Source organism: Streptomyces zagrosensis, assembly GCF_014203645.1.
Classification (GTDB): domain Bacteria; phylum Actinomycetota; class Actinomycetes; order Streptomycetales; family Streptomycetaceae; genus Streptomyces; species Streptomyces zagrosensis.
The window spans coordinates 112,419-126,009 of sequence record NZ_JACHJL010000021.1 but is presented as its reverse complement, the minus strand read 5'-3'; the positions used below and the strand labels follow the sequence as shown (position 1 = coordinate 126,009).

13 protein-coding genes are annotated in these 13,591 nt (G+C 70.5%); 8 read left to right on the top strand and 5 right to left on the bottom strand.

Features of this window, described 5'->3' with window-relative positions:
* Window positions 1-30 precede the first annotated feature (30 nt).
* Window positions 31-315, bottom strand: a complete 285-nt coding sequence (locus FHS42_RS29925) for a hypothetical protein (RefSeq protein WP_184577812.1) — start codon at window positions 313-315, stop codon at window positions 31-33.
* Between the two features lie 109 nt (window positions 316-424).
* Here FHS42_RS29925 and FHS42_RS29920 point away from each other — a divergent pair, with 109 nt between their 5' ends.
* The 3 genes from FHS42_RS29920 to FHS42_RS29910 all read left to right on the top strand — a co-directional run bounded on the left by FHS42_RS29920 (window position 425) and on the right by FHS42_RS29910 (window position 4,146).
* On the top strand, window positions 425-931 hold the full coding sequence (locus tag FHS42_RS29920) for a hypothetical protein (RefSeq protein ID WP_246495602.1): 507 nt from the start codon (window positions 425-427) through the stop codon (window positions 929-931).
* A gap of 314 nt (window positions 932-1,245) precedes the next feature.
* Window positions 1,246-2,505: a L,D-transpeptidase gene (locus tag FHS42_RS29915; RefSeq protein ID WP_246495601.1), complete on the top strand. Its 1,260-nt coding sequence runs from the start codon at window positions 1,246-1,248 to the stop codon at window positions 2,503-2,505.
* Window positions 2,506-2,781: 276 nt separating this feature from the next.
* Window positions 2,782-4,146 (top strand): DUF2786 domain-containing protein, encoded by a 1,365-nt coding sequence (locus tag FHS42_RS29910; protein ID WP_312867094.1) that lies wholly within the window; start codon window positions 2,782-2,784, stop codon window positions 4,144-4,146.
* A gap of 171 nt (window positions 4,147-4,317) precedes the next feature.
* Here FHS42_RS29910 and FHS42_RS29905 read toward each other — a convergent pair whose 3' ends face one another.
* Window positions 4,318-5,115 (bottom strand): AraC family transcriptional regulator, encoded by a 798-nt coding sequence (locus FHS42_RS29905; protein ID WP_184577806.1) that lies wholly within the window; start codon window positions 5,113-5,115, stop codon window positions 4,318-4,320.
* Window positions 5,116-5,170: 55 nt separating this feature from the next.
* Here FHS42_RS29905 and FHS42_RS29900 point away from each other — a divergent pair, with 55 nt between their 5' ends.
* The gene (locus FHS42_RS29900) at window positions 5,171-5,740 is read left to right on the top strand and encodes a class I SAM-dependent methyltransferase (protein WP_184577802.1); all 570 of its coding nucleotides are present in this window, start codon (window positions 5,171-5,173) and stop codon (window positions 5,738-5,740) included.
* Window positions 5,741-5,979: 239 nt separating this feature from the next.
* Here FHS42_RS29900 and FHS42_RS29895 read toward each other — a convergent pair whose 3' ends face one another.
* Window positions 5,980-6,402 carry an acyl-CoA thioesterase gene (locus FHS42_RS29895; RefSeq protein ID WP_184577799.1) on the bottom strand — a complete coding sequence of 141 codons (423 nt, stop codon included), beginning with the start codon at window positions 6,400-6,402 and terminating at the stop codon, window positions 5,980-5,982.
* Between the two features lie 320 nt (window positions 6,403-6,722).
* Window positions 6,723-8,204 (bottom strand): DUF2079 domain-containing protein, encoded by a 1,482-nt coding sequence (locus FHS42_RS29890; RefSeq protein WP_184577796.1) that lies wholly within the window; start codon window positions 8,202-8,204, stop codon window positions 6,723-6,725.
* Window positions 8,205-8,475: 271 nt separating this feature from the next.
* Here FHS42_RS29890 and FHS42_RS29885 point away from each other — a divergent pair, with 271 nt between their 5' ends.
* The 3 genes from FHS42_RS29885 (at window position 8,476) to FHS42_RS29870 (ending at window position 11,313) form a co-directional block, all read left to right on the top strand.
* On the top strand, window positions 8,476-9,240 hold the full coding sequence (locus FHS42_RS29885; RefSeq protein WP_184577793.1) for an HNH endonuclease family protein: 765 nt from the start codon (window positions 8,476-8,478) through the stop codon (window positions 9,238-9,240).
* A 261-nt stretch (window positions 9,241-9,501) separates the two neighbouring features.
* Entirely contained in the window at window positions 9,502-10,146 is a 645-nt protein-coding gene (locus FHS42_RS29880; RefSeq protein WP_184577790.1) for a SurA N-terminal domain-containing protein, read from the top strand.
* An 18-nt stretch (window positions 10,147-10,164) separates the two neighbouring features.
* Window positions 10,165-11,313, top strand: a complete 1,149-nt coding sequence (locus FHS42_RS29870; RefSeq protein WP_312867093.1) for a nucleoside triphosphate pyrophosphohydrolase — start codon at window positions 10,165-10,167, stop codon at window positions 11,311-11,313.
* Here the strand turns inward: FHS42_RS29870 and FHS42_RS29865 are convergent.
* Complete coding sequence (locus FHS42_RS29865; RefSeq protein ID WP_184577894.1) at window positions 11,246-12,481, bottom strand: MFS transporter; 1,236 nt, start codon at window positions 12,479-12,481, stop codon at window positions 11,246-11,248. The genes FHS42_RS29870 and FHS42_RS29865 overlap by 68 nt on opposite strands.
* 607 nt (window positions 12,482-13,088) lie before the next feature.
* On the opposite strand from FHS42_RS29865, the gene FHS42_RS29860 reads away from it, so the two are divergent.
* Complete coding sequence (locus FHS42_RS29860) at window positions 13,089-13,535, top strand: DUF6479 family protein (RefSeq protein WP_184577787.1); 447 nt, start codon at window positions 13,089-13,091, stop codon at window positions 13,533-13,535.
* Window positions 13,536-13,591: the final 56 nt, after the last annotated feature.

Sequence of the window (13,591 nt, the reverse complement as noted above, 5' to 3'; positions counted from 1 at the left end):
GCGGGCGCCGATCAGCTGGCGCGCTGGGGTTTATACGGTGCGCGAGCGGCGTACGGAAATGGTCACCATGGTTGCGCCGAGGCCGAGAAAGCCGGCGCCGCCCACCAGGTAAGGAGTGGTGTCCATGCTGCCGGATTCGGCCAGGTGTAGCCCGTGTGACGGCTTGTCCAAGCCGGCGCCTGACGCGCTCTGTGACGAGGACTGCTGGGTTTCGTGGCTGCCCTCCGTCGCCTTCGCGGAGGGCACGAACCACAAGGCACACAGCAGCGCGCCAGCGGCAGCGGCGGTGAGCAGCGGTCGGCGTGCGGCGGTCACGTAAGAGATCCCCCTTGTGCTGACGGCCAATTGGCCCTGTATCGGCCGATGGTAGTGACCGCTGCGGGTCGCGCGAAAGGCCGGGCCCAAGCCGCTTACGCTCCGGAACATGAGCACTTCTGAAACATCCCGGTTTGTACGGCTCCGCGTGGAGCTCGTACTCGATATCACCGACGCCGATCAACTGGCCGTCGCCGCACTGGAGCAGATTCAAAGCGATGCGTTCATGCCCGAGGAGGAGCGCGGGCACGCGCGCACGGCCATCCGCGAGGACCACGCCGAGGCGCTCGCATATCTCATTGACCCGTACGACCTGGTCAAAGAGGTGCCGGGGCTCGAACTCGCCCAGGCGTCGTGGAGCAGCGAACAGATCGATTATGACCCCGACACGGAGGTGTGGGGGCTGGACGACGAAGACCTGTTGGACGACGACAGCATGGACGCGGACGACGGCGAAGGTGCGGACGCGGACGACGTGGAGCGCGATGCGGTGGACGGCCCGGCGGGCGGCACCGGTGATGTGGGATTCGGCGGGCGGATCGATGCCGCGGCGGATGACCCCGACGCCACGTACGACCCGGCCGGGGGATGGGCGGGTGGCTATCGGCAGCCGTGAGCTGGTAATGGGGCGGCGGTCGCGGTAGCGGGAGCGCAGTCGGGTGCCCCGCTGGTGGGGGCGGCGCGGCGCGCGGCGGAAGGATAACGAAGTGGCCCGCGAAAGGGGAGGCAGAGGTTGATCCGTACCACCGCGACTCCGGTCAGGCATATGGTCTGACCGGGGTCTTTTGGTGAGTGGCGTTGCCCACAGTTTTACTGGGAGTGGAACGGCCCAAAAGGTGCGCGCGTTAATAAGGAATGGCCGGTACGCGTGTTTGCCCGACGGTCCGGCTCGGGGATTGACGGGGTTCAGCAGCAATGGAGAAGCGTGTGATGACGGACGGCAAGCGCCGCAAGGGCCTGGTGGCCGTGGCTGCTCTGCTCGGTGGCGTACTGACTCTCTCTGCCTGTGGCGGGGATGACGGTGGCGACAGCGGTAGTGGCGACAAGGAGAAGCCGGGCAAGTCGCAGTCTCAGGTGGACAAGGCGGCGGCCGAGGACGCGTCCGACGCGCACATCAAGATTACGCCGAAGGATGGCGCTGACAACGCCGGCATCAACAGTGACGCCAAGGTCTCCGTGAGCGATGGCAAGCTCTCCGAAGTGGTCATGACCAGTGCTGCGGGCACCGAGGTGCCCGGCGTCATATCTCCGGATGGCACCTCGTGGAAGCCGAGCGGTCAGCTTGAGCGCTCGACCGTCTACAAGATCAAGGCGAGCGCCCAGGACTCCGAGGGCCGCAAGGCCACCGAGAACGCTTCCTTCACCACGGTCTCCCCGAAGAACAGCTTCATCGGCAGCTTCACGCCGGAGGACGGCTCCACGGTCGGCGTCGGCATGCCGGTCTCGATCAACTTCGACAAGCCGGTGACGAACAAGAAGGCCGTCCAGTCCGCGATCAACGTCACGACCACCGGCAGCCAGCAGGTCGTTGGCCACTGGTTCAGCCCCAACCGCCTTGACTTCCGGCCGCGGGAATACTGGAAGGCCGGGTCCCAGGTGACGATGAAGATGAAGCTTGACGGCGTGGAGGCATCCACTGGCGTCCAGGGCGTTCAGGACAAGACCGTCAAGTTCAAGATCGGTCGCTCGCAGGTCAGCACGGTTGACGCCAAGACCAAGCGGATGACAGTGGTGCGCGACGGCAAGAAGATCAAGGACATTCCGATCTCGGCCGGTAGCGCTGCCAACCCGACGTACAACGGCCAGATGGTCATCTCCGAGAAGTTTAAGGAGACCCGGATGGACGGCTCGACGGTCGGCTTCAAGAACGAGGCAGGCAAGGGTGAGTACGACATCAAGGACGTGCCGCACGCCATGCGGCTGTCCACGTCGGGCACCTTCATCCACGGCAACTACTGGGGCTCCGACTCGATCTTCGGTGGCGCCAACACCAGCCACGGCTGCATCGGTTTGAACGACGCCAAGGGTGCGGGCGACCCCTCGCAGGACGGGTCCTGGTTCTACGAGCAGACCATCTTGGGCGACGTCGTCGTCATGAAGAACTCCCCGGACAAGACCATCAAGCCGGACAACGGGCTCAACGGCTGGAACATGGACTGGAACGAGTGGGTCGCGGGCAGCGCCGTCTGATCCTTCCCGCGGATGCCGCCTTCGCGCGCCGTCCTGCACCGGGCCCGGGCCCGGTTCCATCCCCGCCGCCGGGCGGTGGTCGGCTCCTCGCCGACCACCGCCCGGCGGACGTTGTAGCGACCGCGGGGCGTTCGGCGCGGGCGTTCAGGAGCAGGAAGGTTCGGTGGGAAGGCCCAGCGGGAGCGCCCGGCGCGGGCGCTCGTGAGCAGGGTTCGACAGCGAAGTTCGACAGCAGGGCTCGACAGCGGGGCTCAACAGTGGTGCGGGAGACGAGTGGTGAGTGAGCGTGGCGCGGCGGATGCGCTGGTGGATCGGGTGCTGCGGGAGGCGTTGAGCGTGCCAGTAGGCGCCGATGCCAATGCCGTGGACTTGGCGCTTGACGCCGGCGCGTCCGCGCTGACCGCCGCGCCCGATGGCTTGCAGGCCACGAGCCGCGCGCTGTTGCGCGCCGCCGGCGACAGCCTCGCCCTGCGCTGGTCAAGTGGCTGGTATCCGGCCGATGTGGTGCGGCTGGTGCGGCGCGAACTGCCCGCCGATCGCGTCCGGTTGATCACTGACCTGATCGCCGACGAGGCCCGCCGCCACCCGGCCGAGCGGCTGCCCGCGCGGTGGGTCGCGCAACTGGGGGAATTGGCGGCCACGGTGTGGTGGGACGGCGGGCAGGGCGGCTATCTGGAGGCGTTCGCGCGGCGGGAGCGGTCCAGTCGCTTCGACACGGCGCGATGCGCGCTGGATGTGCTCCGCTGCATCGGGCGGCTGCCGCCGCTCACCCCGATCGGGCCGCCGCCGGGCGGGGGCGCGCGGCCTGGTGGTGCGCGCGGTGGCGACTGGGTACGAGACGGCGCAGGGCGCTTCGTACGGGGTTCCGTACCCGGTTCCGTACGGGATGGCGCTGGGCGTGCGGGGGAGCGTTCGCGGCCCGCCGAGCCGCGGCTGTTGGAGCGGGTGCGGGCGCTGTTGGCCAAGGCCGAGTCAACGGAGTACCCCGAGGAGGCCGAGGCGCTCTCGGCCAAGGCTCAGCAACTGATGGCCCGCTACAGCATCGATGAGGCGCTGCTCGCGGCCGACGACTGGGCACGGCGGGGCGCAGCGGATGCCGCGGGCGGCGATGGTGCAGGGCCCGACGCCTGCCGGATCGGCGTGGAGGGTCCGTACGAGTCGGCCAAGGCGCTGCTCCTTGGCGCGGTGGCCGAGGCGAACCGCTGCCATGCGGTGTGGTCGGCCGAGTTCGGGTTCTCGACGGTCGTCGGGTACGAGGCGGACCTGGAACTCGTGGAGCTCCTGCACACCTCGCTGTTGGTGCAGGCCACCACCGCCATGCGTCGCGCGGGCGACCGGCACCATGCGAAGGGCAGGTCGCGGCGGACCCGGGACTTTCGGGAGTCGTTTCTCATCGCCTATGCGGGACGCATTCGTGAGCGGTTGCTGACTGCGACGCGACAGGCCGAGACGGCGGCCCAACAGGATGCGGCGCAGGCGCGGACGGTGGACCCGCTGCCCGTGCTTGCGGCCCGTGGGGTGAGCGTGGGGGAGGCGACCGGGCGGATGTTCCCACAGACCGTCACGCACCGGCTCAAGGGGCGAGACTCCCACGGCTGGGCCTCCGGCATCGCAGCGGCGGACGAAGCGGCGCTTGGGTGACGCGGGGCCCACGCAACGGGGCCTACGCCATGGGGCCCGCTGATGAGGGCTTGAGGTCTGACGGACCGCGCGCCGGGGCCCGAGGTGGCCGGCCTCTGGGCAGGACTTTCCACCGTCCGCCTCGGGCCGGGGCCGGCAGGGTTTTCCACCGTCCGCCCCGGGGCGGAGCTGTCAGCGGGGCGGCGCGGTGCCCGATGGGCTGAAGTAGGTCCGTGGCGGTACGCCCACCGTGCGGCGGAAGGCGGCGACGAACGCGCTGGTGGACGCGTAGCCGACGCGGCGCGCCGTGGTGGAGACCGGTGCGCCCGCGGCCAGCAGGGGCATGGCCGCCTGGAGGCGCACTCGCGTGCGCCACTGGCCGAACGGCAGGCCCGTATCGGCGACGAAGGCGCGGGCCAGGGTGCGAGCGCTGGCACCGACGACTTGGCCCCAGTCGGCGAGCGTCCGCTCGTTGGCCGGTTCGGTACGTAGCGCCAACGCCACCTCGCGGGCGCGCGGGTCGGTGGGCATGGGCGCGAGGACGGTGGCCACCGAGACCGGCCGCAACTGGTCGAAGACGACCGCCTCGGCGCGCTTGCGCGCACCCGCGCTCAGCGAGCCGTCCGCGAGCGTGCAGATCAGCTCGCGTAGCAGCGCGGACACCGCGACCACGGTGGGCGAACTCCAGGAGATCGGGCACTGGGCCGGGTTGAAGTACAGGCTGCGTAGCAGCGCGGCGGAACTGGTGGCTCCTGTGGCGTGCACGGTACGGGCCGGCAGCCACAGCGCCATCGCGGACGGCAGGACCCAGGTGCTGCCCTCGGCGCGTACTGCGAGTACGCCCTCCCTCGCCCACGCCAACTGGTGGGCCTCATGCCGGTGGCGCCCGAACCATTCGCCGCCCACCAACGCGAAGCTGCCGACGACCACCGCCTCGCGCAGCCACTGGCTGGGGGAGACGTCGGGGACGAGCTGTCCGGATGGCAACATTAGTTGGCACTCCAGCGCGTAGCAGACAGCAGCGGGCACTTTCTAGCATCGCGGCATGCCGATGAATCGCGTACACCGCTGGCTTTGCAACTCCGACCGCTGGGCCCGCGCCGTGGAACAGCAGTTGCTGCCCTGGGCGCTCGAAGACGTGGAACTGGGTGAGGATGCGCTGGAGATCGGCCCCGGATACGGGGCGACGACCCGGGTGTTGGTGCGGAAGGTACCCAAGCTGAGTGTGATCGAGGTGGACGGGGACTCGGCGCGCCGGCTGCGCGCGGAGTACGCGGGGCGCCCTGACGGTGTCGAGGTCGTGCACGGCGACGGCGCCGATATGCCGCTGCCCGAGGGCCGCTACACCGCTGTCACCTGCTTCACGATGCTGCACCATGTGCCCTCGCCGGCTCTCCAGGACCGGGTGTTCGCGGAGGCGCGCCGGGTGCTGCGGCCCGGCGGGGTCTTCGCTGGCTGTGACGGGTTGACGAGTTGGGGCTTTCGGGCGCTTCACATCGGCGACACCTGTGTGCCGGTGCCGCCCGACTCGATGGCCAGGCGCTTGCGGGCGGCCGGGTTCGCGGATGCCGAAGTGACGATCGGCAAGGGCAGCTTCCGCTTCCGCGCCTGGTGAGCCGGGCACCCCACCGGCCGCGCTCGGGGCGTACGCCCGCCCACGGGCAGGCGTTTGCCGAGCGCCCTCGTGCTTACCCAGGCACCCCGCCCGCACCCGAGGCCCGCGGTGCGGATGCGGTGCGTGCCGCGGTGCGAGAGCGGTGCGTACGGGAGTTGTCCGTACGGGAGTTGTCCGGACGGGGAGAACGTGCCGTACGGGAATGTGCCGCGGGGAAGCCCGCCGTACGGGGCGGCTCCTCAGAGCGACAGTATGTGTGGCTCGGTGGCCAGGGCGCGGATGCGCTCGCGCGGGTCGGACACCATGCGGCGCTCCTTGAGGTCGAGCAGGCCGCCCACGCTGCTGAGTTCGGCGGAGAGCGTGCCGTCCTTCTTGGTGATGGTCTGCTCGATGCGGAACGTCTTGCGCTCGCCCCACACCAACGAGCACGTCACCTCGACCTCGTCGCCCGCGCGCAGTTCCCGCAGATACTTGATGGTGGTCTCCAGGTTGACCGGGCCCAAGCCCTCCTCAAGAAGCGCCGCCTGCGAGATGCCCGCGGCCTGGAACATCGCCCAGCGGGCGTGTTCGGCGTACTGCACGTACACGCTCATATTGAGGTGTCCCTGTGAGTCCGTCTCATAGCCACGTACGGTGATCGGCACGGTGATCGGCTGCGCCACGGGACTCCCTCGTTCAGTTCTCGGTTAGCCGGGCCGGTGGGCCCGTTGTGCCAGCCCGGATGGTCAGTGTGACCACTCGTGACTATCGCCGGTGCGGACCCACGAGGCAAACAACATTCGATGTGCTGCTCCCCACACCATGACGCTCCGTAAGTGGAGCGCCACGACTACCTTCAGGGACACGGGCTCACCGACTCGGCATCCGGCCCCGGCCACCGCTCCCGACCCCCGCACCGCCTCGCGGCGCGAGAGCCTCGCACCCCTGCGGCACACCGTTCCCAACGGCACCACCCCGCGCCTCCTGCGGCGAACTCGCCCGGCTACGCCTTCGGCGTGCCGACGCGCTGGAGGAGTTCCACGCCGCCGGCGCTGCCGATGTGGGTGTAGCGCGCGGTGGGATGCAGATCGTGGGCGTAGCCCACGAGTTGGTCGGGGGCGCGGGTGGTGGCCTCTTGTAGGGCGATGTAATCGGGGAGTACGCCGCGGGTGCCGCCGATCCAAAACACCCGGCAGCGGCTGGTGAGGCGGCTGATCGGACCGATGTTGGCCTCGACCGACGCATCGTCGGGGATGCGCCCCAGCAACCGCTCGGCCTCGCTCACCGCGGCCGGCTTGCGATACGTCTCCGACTCGGTGAGCTTCGCCAACGGCAGCGCCGTCGTGAGCGCGAGACCCGCCGCCGCGGCGGCGGCCGGCAACTGCCCGGCGTATGAGCGCAACCACTCGCGCGGGCTGTGCTGGGAGCGGGCCACGGCGTCCACAAGGGCGAGGAAGACCACCGGCATCAGGACCGCGCTGTAGTGCCAGTCGGTGCCCCAGTAGTGCTCCTCGTGCGAGACGAAGCGCCACCCCAGCGTCGGCAGCGCGACGATCAGCAACGGGGAGCGCAGCGCGAGCAACCCGGTCGTGGGCAGCAGCACCCAACCCAGGGTGCCCAGCGCGGTCTCCAGGGGAATGGTGGGAGCCGGGCCGTCCTTGGCTTCGATCTTGTTCCAGTAGTCGTACGAGCCCGCCGTGTTGAACTCTGGAATCACCACACCCAGCGCGAACGCCGAGGCCAAAACCCCGAACCCGACCACGGCCAGCGCCAGCGGCGTCACCCAACTCTGCGCGCGGCGTCCACGCCAAAAGAGCACCACGCCGATCGCCGCGACCGTGGCGCCCAGGTCTTCCTTGACGCACACCAGCGGCAGCGCCCAGCAGGCCGCCGCCAACCAGCGCTCCCGCAACAGCGCTTCTAATGCGAAGGCAAGCAACGGGACGGCGAAGCAGATCTCGTGGAAGTCGAAGTCCACGGCGCGCTGGACGCCCCAGGAGACGCCGTACGCGATGCCGATGGCCAGCCCGCGTCGGCGGCCGAGCAGCCGCGCGGCGACCCGGGTGACCGGAACGGCCGAGATCGCGAACAGCGCGGCCTGCGCCACCAGCAAGGTCACCGGCGTGGGGAAGACCCGGTAGAACGGCGCGAGTAGTGCGGTGACCGGGCTGAAGTGGTCCCCCAGCACATTGGTACCCGGGCCCTTGAGGTCCACGATCGGGGCCTGAAGATGCGCGTACGAGCGCACCGCCTGCTCGAATATGCCCAGGTCCCAGGACATCGAGGACAGCCGGCGATAGCGGGATATGGACAGCGCCGCGTACGCCGCGAACAGCGCGGCAGCCAGCCAGTACGGGTCGTACCGCGCCTCGCGCAGCCGCTTGGCGGCGCGCGATGGCAACCCCTGGGCGCGCGATGGCGCGCCGTCCCCGGCAGCGGGCACGGTGGCCTCGGCTTGCGCGGCGACGGGATGGGCCGAATCCATGGGGTGGTCCTTCTTCTGCTGGCAGCGGTGACGGTACGCGGCGAAGGGGCAGTCCGGCCCCGCCGCAAAGATACGCGAATCGGACCCGAGCGCCGGGGGCGGAGCGGGGTTCGTGAGCCCCGGCGGGGCGGGCTCCGCAGCCGTCGTCCGCTACCTGCGTCGTGCACGCCGCCCGTCCCCCTCCTGTCCCTGTGCCGCCCCTGTGCCGTCTTCTTGCGGCCCCGTACCGTGGTGCCGCCCACACCGCGCCCTACCACGCCCACCTCAGCGAATGACGATCGGACAGCACCCCGTGATACGCGCCCGCCGCTCCGCCCTGCCCGCCGCGGCACTTGCCGCGCTCCTCGCCCTGTCCGGCTGCTCACCGGACGAGGACGCGCAGGACCGGGGTGCCGGCGGTGCGCAGGGCGGTACCGGCGGGCCCACCGCTTCGCTCGCCGCATCCGGCAGCGCGCTGCGCGGCCTTGAGGCCCTGTCGGTCAAGGGCCGCGCGCCCAAGACCGGTTACGAGCGCAGCCGGTTCGGTAGCGCCTGGAGTGACACCGATCGCAACGGCTGCGGAACCCGCGACGACATATTGGGACGCGATCTGCGGTCCATCAGGTTCCGCGACGGACACTGTGTGGTGGTTTCCGGCACCCTCGTCAACGATCCGTACACCGGCAAGGACGTGCGCTATCAACGAGGCCGCAGCAAGGTAGACATCGACCACGTTGTCGCGCTGTCCGACGCCTGGCAGAAGGGCGCCGGACGGTGGGAGCGCGACAAGCGGGTTGCTTTTGCCAACGACCCGCTCAACCTGATCGCCGTCGAGGCGTCGGCCAACCGCCGCAAGAGCGACGGCGATGCGGCGACCTGGCTGCCGGTGAACAAGGCGTACCGCTGTCCGTATGTGGCGCGGCAGGTGGCCGTGAAGAAGAAGTACGGAGTGTGGGTGACGCGTGCCGAGAAGGACGCCATGGCACAGGTGCTAGTCGGCTGCCCGACGACCGCACTGCCCATCGGCTCCGCCCCGACCAAGGCACCGAGGCGGTAAGCCAACGGGGCCCGGGGCAGCGGGCCACGTGAGTCCCGCACCCCTCGGTGAGCCATCCGGCCCCCGGCGAGGTGGATGATCCGTCCGAGAATTCGCCCGTACGTCCGGTCACGCATCTCAACTCAGGGCGAATCGTTGGTCGAATCAGTGGCTACGGCCGCCCCGACTCCTTACCATCGATCAACGCCAGGTCGATGCGCACGCCCCGTGGAGGGGGCCCGCCCCTCCCCTCCTCGGTCATGAATCCCGCCGGGAGGCTCCATGTCGCGTTCCCTTCAGAGCCGCAGAACTGCCAAGAGCCGCAGGTCCGCGCTCACCGTGTCCGCCGTCGCGCTGCTCGGCGCGACGCCGTTTCTCACCGGTTGCGGCAGCGACGCACACCCCGGTGCCGCCGCCGTGGTGGATGGGGACCGGATCACCGTGTCGCAGCTTCAATCGCAGGTCCGTGACGTCCGGGACGCACAGCGCGACTCCCCGCAGGCCCAGCAGCTGATCGAGGGCTCGGGGCGACTCAGCCACGACACCCTGATTCGGATGATTCAGGCCAAGGTGGTGGAGCGAGCCGCCAAGTCGAACGGGATCAGCGTCTCCCGGCGCGATGTCCAGCAGGAGGTCAAGAAGGCCGAGAACCAGCCGGGCGGCGCGGAGGGTTTGCGCACGGTCTTCCTCCGCCAGGGCATCGCCCCAGAGCAGATCGAGGAGACCATCCGCGTCGAGCTGGTCCGCATCAAGTTGATGGAGAAGCTGGGCGAGGAGCAGGCCATGGCCGCACTGCGCTCCACCTCCGAGCGCCTGGGCATCGACGTCAACCCGCGCTTCGGCGCCTGGGACAGCCAGCAGGGCCTGGCCGTGCTGGTCAAGGACCCATGGATCAAGGCAGGCGAGCCGGCGAAGCGCCCGGCGTAGGTGGGTTACGTTCGACGGGTGAACGCTCCTCGAACGCAAGGCCCCGGGGCCGCCCCCAGCACCGGCCGACTCGTCCTGCTGACCACCACCCACCGGGTCGCACCGGGGTTGTTGTCCTGGCCCGCGTGGCAGACGCTGCACGGGGCCGACCGGGTGTTGTGCGCCGACCCGAACCATCCCCAGCTTCCGTATCTACGGGACGCGGGGATCACCGTCGAGGTGCGCGAGCCGGTCGCCCGCGAACTGGTGGATTACTGCGGGGGCGGGGGCGCAGGCCCGGGTGGCGCCGCCGGCGACATGAGCAAGGGCGCAGACGATAGCGAAGGCGGCGTGCGCCGGGACGCTGGCGCTGGCGATGCGAGCCCTGGCGCTGGCGAGGGCGACGCGCGCCTGGGCGCTGGCGGTATGGGCGCCGGTGGCAGGACCGTGGTCGTGCTGACCTCGGCCACCGGCGAATCTGCCTTCACCGATGGCCTGGCCCGGCTCGCTGGCTCGGGGCGCGAGGCCGTGCCCGATCTGGAACTGCTGCCCGGCTCGTACGACCTGCCGGGGGCCAGACTGCTCGACCTGGTGCAGGTCATGGATCAGATCAGGGGTGCGTGCCCGTGGAGCGGGGTGCGGACGCACGAGGACCTGGCGAAGTACGGCATCGAGGAGGCGTACGAACTCGTCGAGGCCATCGAGGCCGGCGACCGTGACGAACTGCGCGAGGAACTGGGCGATGTGCTGCTTCAGGTCGTCTTCCACGCCCGGATCGCGCAGGACGACCCGGAGGAGCCGTTCAGCATCGACGATGTCGCGGCCCGCATCGTTGACAAGCTCATCCACCGGCACCCGCATGTATTCGGGGACGAGACCGCCCGGACGCCGGAAGAGGTAAAGGAACACTGGCTGCGTACCAAGGCGGTCGAAAAGCGCCGGGCATCGATCACGGAGGGCATCCCGCTGGGCCAGCCCGCGCTGGCGTTGGCCGCCAAGCTCTCCTCGCGGGCCCGCACGGCGGGCATCTCGGCACTCCCGCAGGGGCCCGGGGTCGGTTACGAGCTGCTGGCGCTCGCGGCCAGCGCCGAGGCGGCGGGGACCGACCCCGAGACCGCGCTCAGGGCGGCGGCACGCGCCTACCGGGACGCCATCCGCGCGACGGAGCAGGCGGGACAGCAGGAGTAGCCGGACTAGCCGGGGCAGCCGGACTAGTCGGGGCAGCAGGGGCAGGCGGCGCCGCCAGGCATAGTGCGCCCGCCGCGAGGGCCGCGCCCGCGGCGCACGACGCGGGCCAGCCGCCCGCGGCCCAGACCACAGACGTCACAGCAGAGCCCACCGCGCCGCCCACGAAATAGCTGGTCATATAGGCGGAGTTCAGGCGGTTCCGGGCCTCGGGGCGTACCGCGTACACCAGGTTCTGGTTGCTGATGTGGACGGCCTGTACGGCGAGGTCGAGGATCAGCACCCCGAGCACCAGTGCGGCTACCGCCCAGCCGCCGCCGGGACCAGCGGCCACCAGCGGGGCCCAGGAGACGAGCAGCAGCAGCGTGCCGACGCGGCTGACCCGGTGTGCCAGGCCGCGGTCGGCCAACCTGCCGCTGACCATGGCGGCCAGCGAACCGGCCGCACCCGCCAGGCCAAGGAGCCCGATCGCCGAATCGGACCAGCCGTAGTCGGGGCCCGACAGGAGGAAGGCCATCGCCGTCCACAACACGCTGAAGGAGCCGAACGTCAACGCCCCGACCGCCGCCCGCCGCCGCAGCACCGCCTCCTGCCCGAGCAGCGCCACGGTGGAGCGCAGCAGCGTCGGATAGCGGAGGTTGGCCGTGGGGTGCAGCGGGGGCAGGAAACTGCGGAGCAGCACCGCGAGGATCGCCATGAGCGCCGCGTTGACCCAGTACACGGTGCGCCAGCCGCCGAGGTCGGCGAGCAGCCCGGCCGCCGTGCGGGCCAGCAGGATGCCGAGCACTAGACCTGACATGACGGTGCCCACGGTGCGTCCGCGTTCCTGGGGCGGGGCGAGGGTCGCCGCGTACGGGACGACGACCTGGGCCGCGACGGAGGTGAGGCCGGTCAGCGCGGTGCCCACGAGGAGCAGCGTTCCGTTGGGGGCGCTGGCGGTCACGGTCAGGAAGGCGGCGGTCGCCGCGGTGAGGCCCACCGCGAGCCGCCGCCGCTCCATGAGATCGCCCAGCGGAACCAGCAGGACGAGGCCGAGGCCGTAACCGACCTGCGCGACCGTGACCACGAGCGCGGCCAGCGAGGAATTCAGGCCGATGTCGTCGCCGATGGTGTCGAGCAGAGGCTGGGCGAAGTAGTTGCCCGCCACGGACAGGCCCGCCGCCACCGACATGAGCAGCAGCAGCCCCCGCCCCAGCCCGGGCGCGGCCTCCGGCGCCGCGGTGGCAGCTGGCGCGGGGGCGCCTCCAAGGCCGGCGTCTTCGCCTCGCGGCACGGCCCGGGCCTGAGCGTCCGCGTCCCCTTTATCCGTTCGCTCCGTTCGCTCCGTTCGCTCCGCTCTATCCGCTCTATCCGCTCTATCCGCTCGCTCTGCTCTACCCGTACTCCCGGATCTCTGCGGACTCCCGAAATCCGTGTCCCCTATATGTGTGCCTCCGGCATCCGCATCCCGCGCGCCGTTGTCCCGCATGCCTTCCTCCGGATCGTTGCTGTGGGTGCCCCGCATGGCTGGCCTCGCTGTGCGGCCGATATGGCCGCCGTACACGAGTGCCGGCGGCTGTCTCGGCGTGCGCCGGTGGCGTGTGCCCCCCAGACCTTCGCCGACCGCCATTCATGAGTCCACCGCATAACGCCCGCCACATCCGCCACATCCACCCCGCTGGACACATCTGCCGAGTGGGGTGGCGGAGGCCCCCTGGGCCGCCGCGGCGGGCGCCCGGGTGTGAGCCGTTCGAGCGTACGGGCCGAGTGACCGATGCCAAGGGGGGTACCCGTGGGCCATGAAAATCCAGAGCATGGCCCCCACCACCGGTTTTCCCTCTAGTTCGGCCGCCGATACGGCGGTCGAGCTGGCCGTCAAACGCGACCTCCTGGTCGGCATTGGCCCCTTCGTGGCCGGGATCGCCGTCGCCGCCGTGCTGATCCTGGCTGTGGCCTACGGGCTCCGCCGCAGGGACCGTGAGCCGCCGCCCCCGCAGGAACCGCAGCCGCGCTCCGGCGCCTGGGAGACCGCCGACGAGCACCGCACCGGCCGGGCGTCCGCCGACCACGGTCCGGGCCATCAGGAGGGCGAGGCGGTCGGCTACATCACGCAGAACCGTGAGCCGGACGAGATACCGCACGAGGGGCGCCGCATGATGCCGCACGAGTTCAAGGACCACGGAAACGAGGGCACCAGGCCCGCAACCGACGAGGAAAGCAGCCAGCACCGACGTAGGCGCGGGTAGGGGGCGGGGGCCGGGCAGGCCGCACGGACCCTGCGAGCTGGCCGGGGCTCAGCGAC

Coding starts and splice junctions, on each gene's coding strand:
- FHS42_RS29890 (WP_184577796.1), bottom strand. CDS start 8,204: ATGGATTCGGCCCATCCCGTCGCCGCGCAAGCCGAGGCCACCGTGCCC.
- FHS42_RS29885 (WP_184577793.1), top strand. CDS start 8,476: ATGACGATCGGACAGCACCCCGTGATACGCGCCCGCCGCTCCGCCCTG.
- FHS42_RS29915 (WP_246495601.1), top strand. CDS start 1,246: ATGACGGACGGCAAGCGCCGCAAGGGCCTGGTGGCCGTGGCTGCTCTG.
- FHS42_RS29905 (WP_184577806.1), bottom strand. CDS start 5,115: ATGTTGCCATCCGGACAGCTCGTCCCCGACGTCTCCCCCAGCCAGTGG.
- FHS42_RS29920 (WP_246495602.1), top strand. CDS start 425: ATGAGCACTTCTGAAACATCCCGGTTTGTACGGCTCCGCGTGGAGCTC.
- FHS42_RS29865 (WP_184577894.1), bottom strand. CDS start 12,481: ATGTCGGTGGCGGCGGGCCTGTCCGTGGCGGGCAACTACTTCGCCCAG.
- FHS42_RS29880 (WP_184577790.1), top strand. CDS start 9,502: ATGTCGCGTTCCCTTCAGAGCCGCAGAACTGCCAAGAGCCGCAGGTCC.
- FHS42_RS29900 (WP_184577802.1), top strand. CDS start 5,171: ATGCCGATGAATCGCGTACACCGCTGGCTTTGCAACTCCGACCGCTGG.
- FHS42_RS29860 (WP_184577787.1), top strand. CDS start 13,089: ATGAAAATCCAGAGCATGGCCCCCACCACCGGTTTTCCCTCTAGTTCG.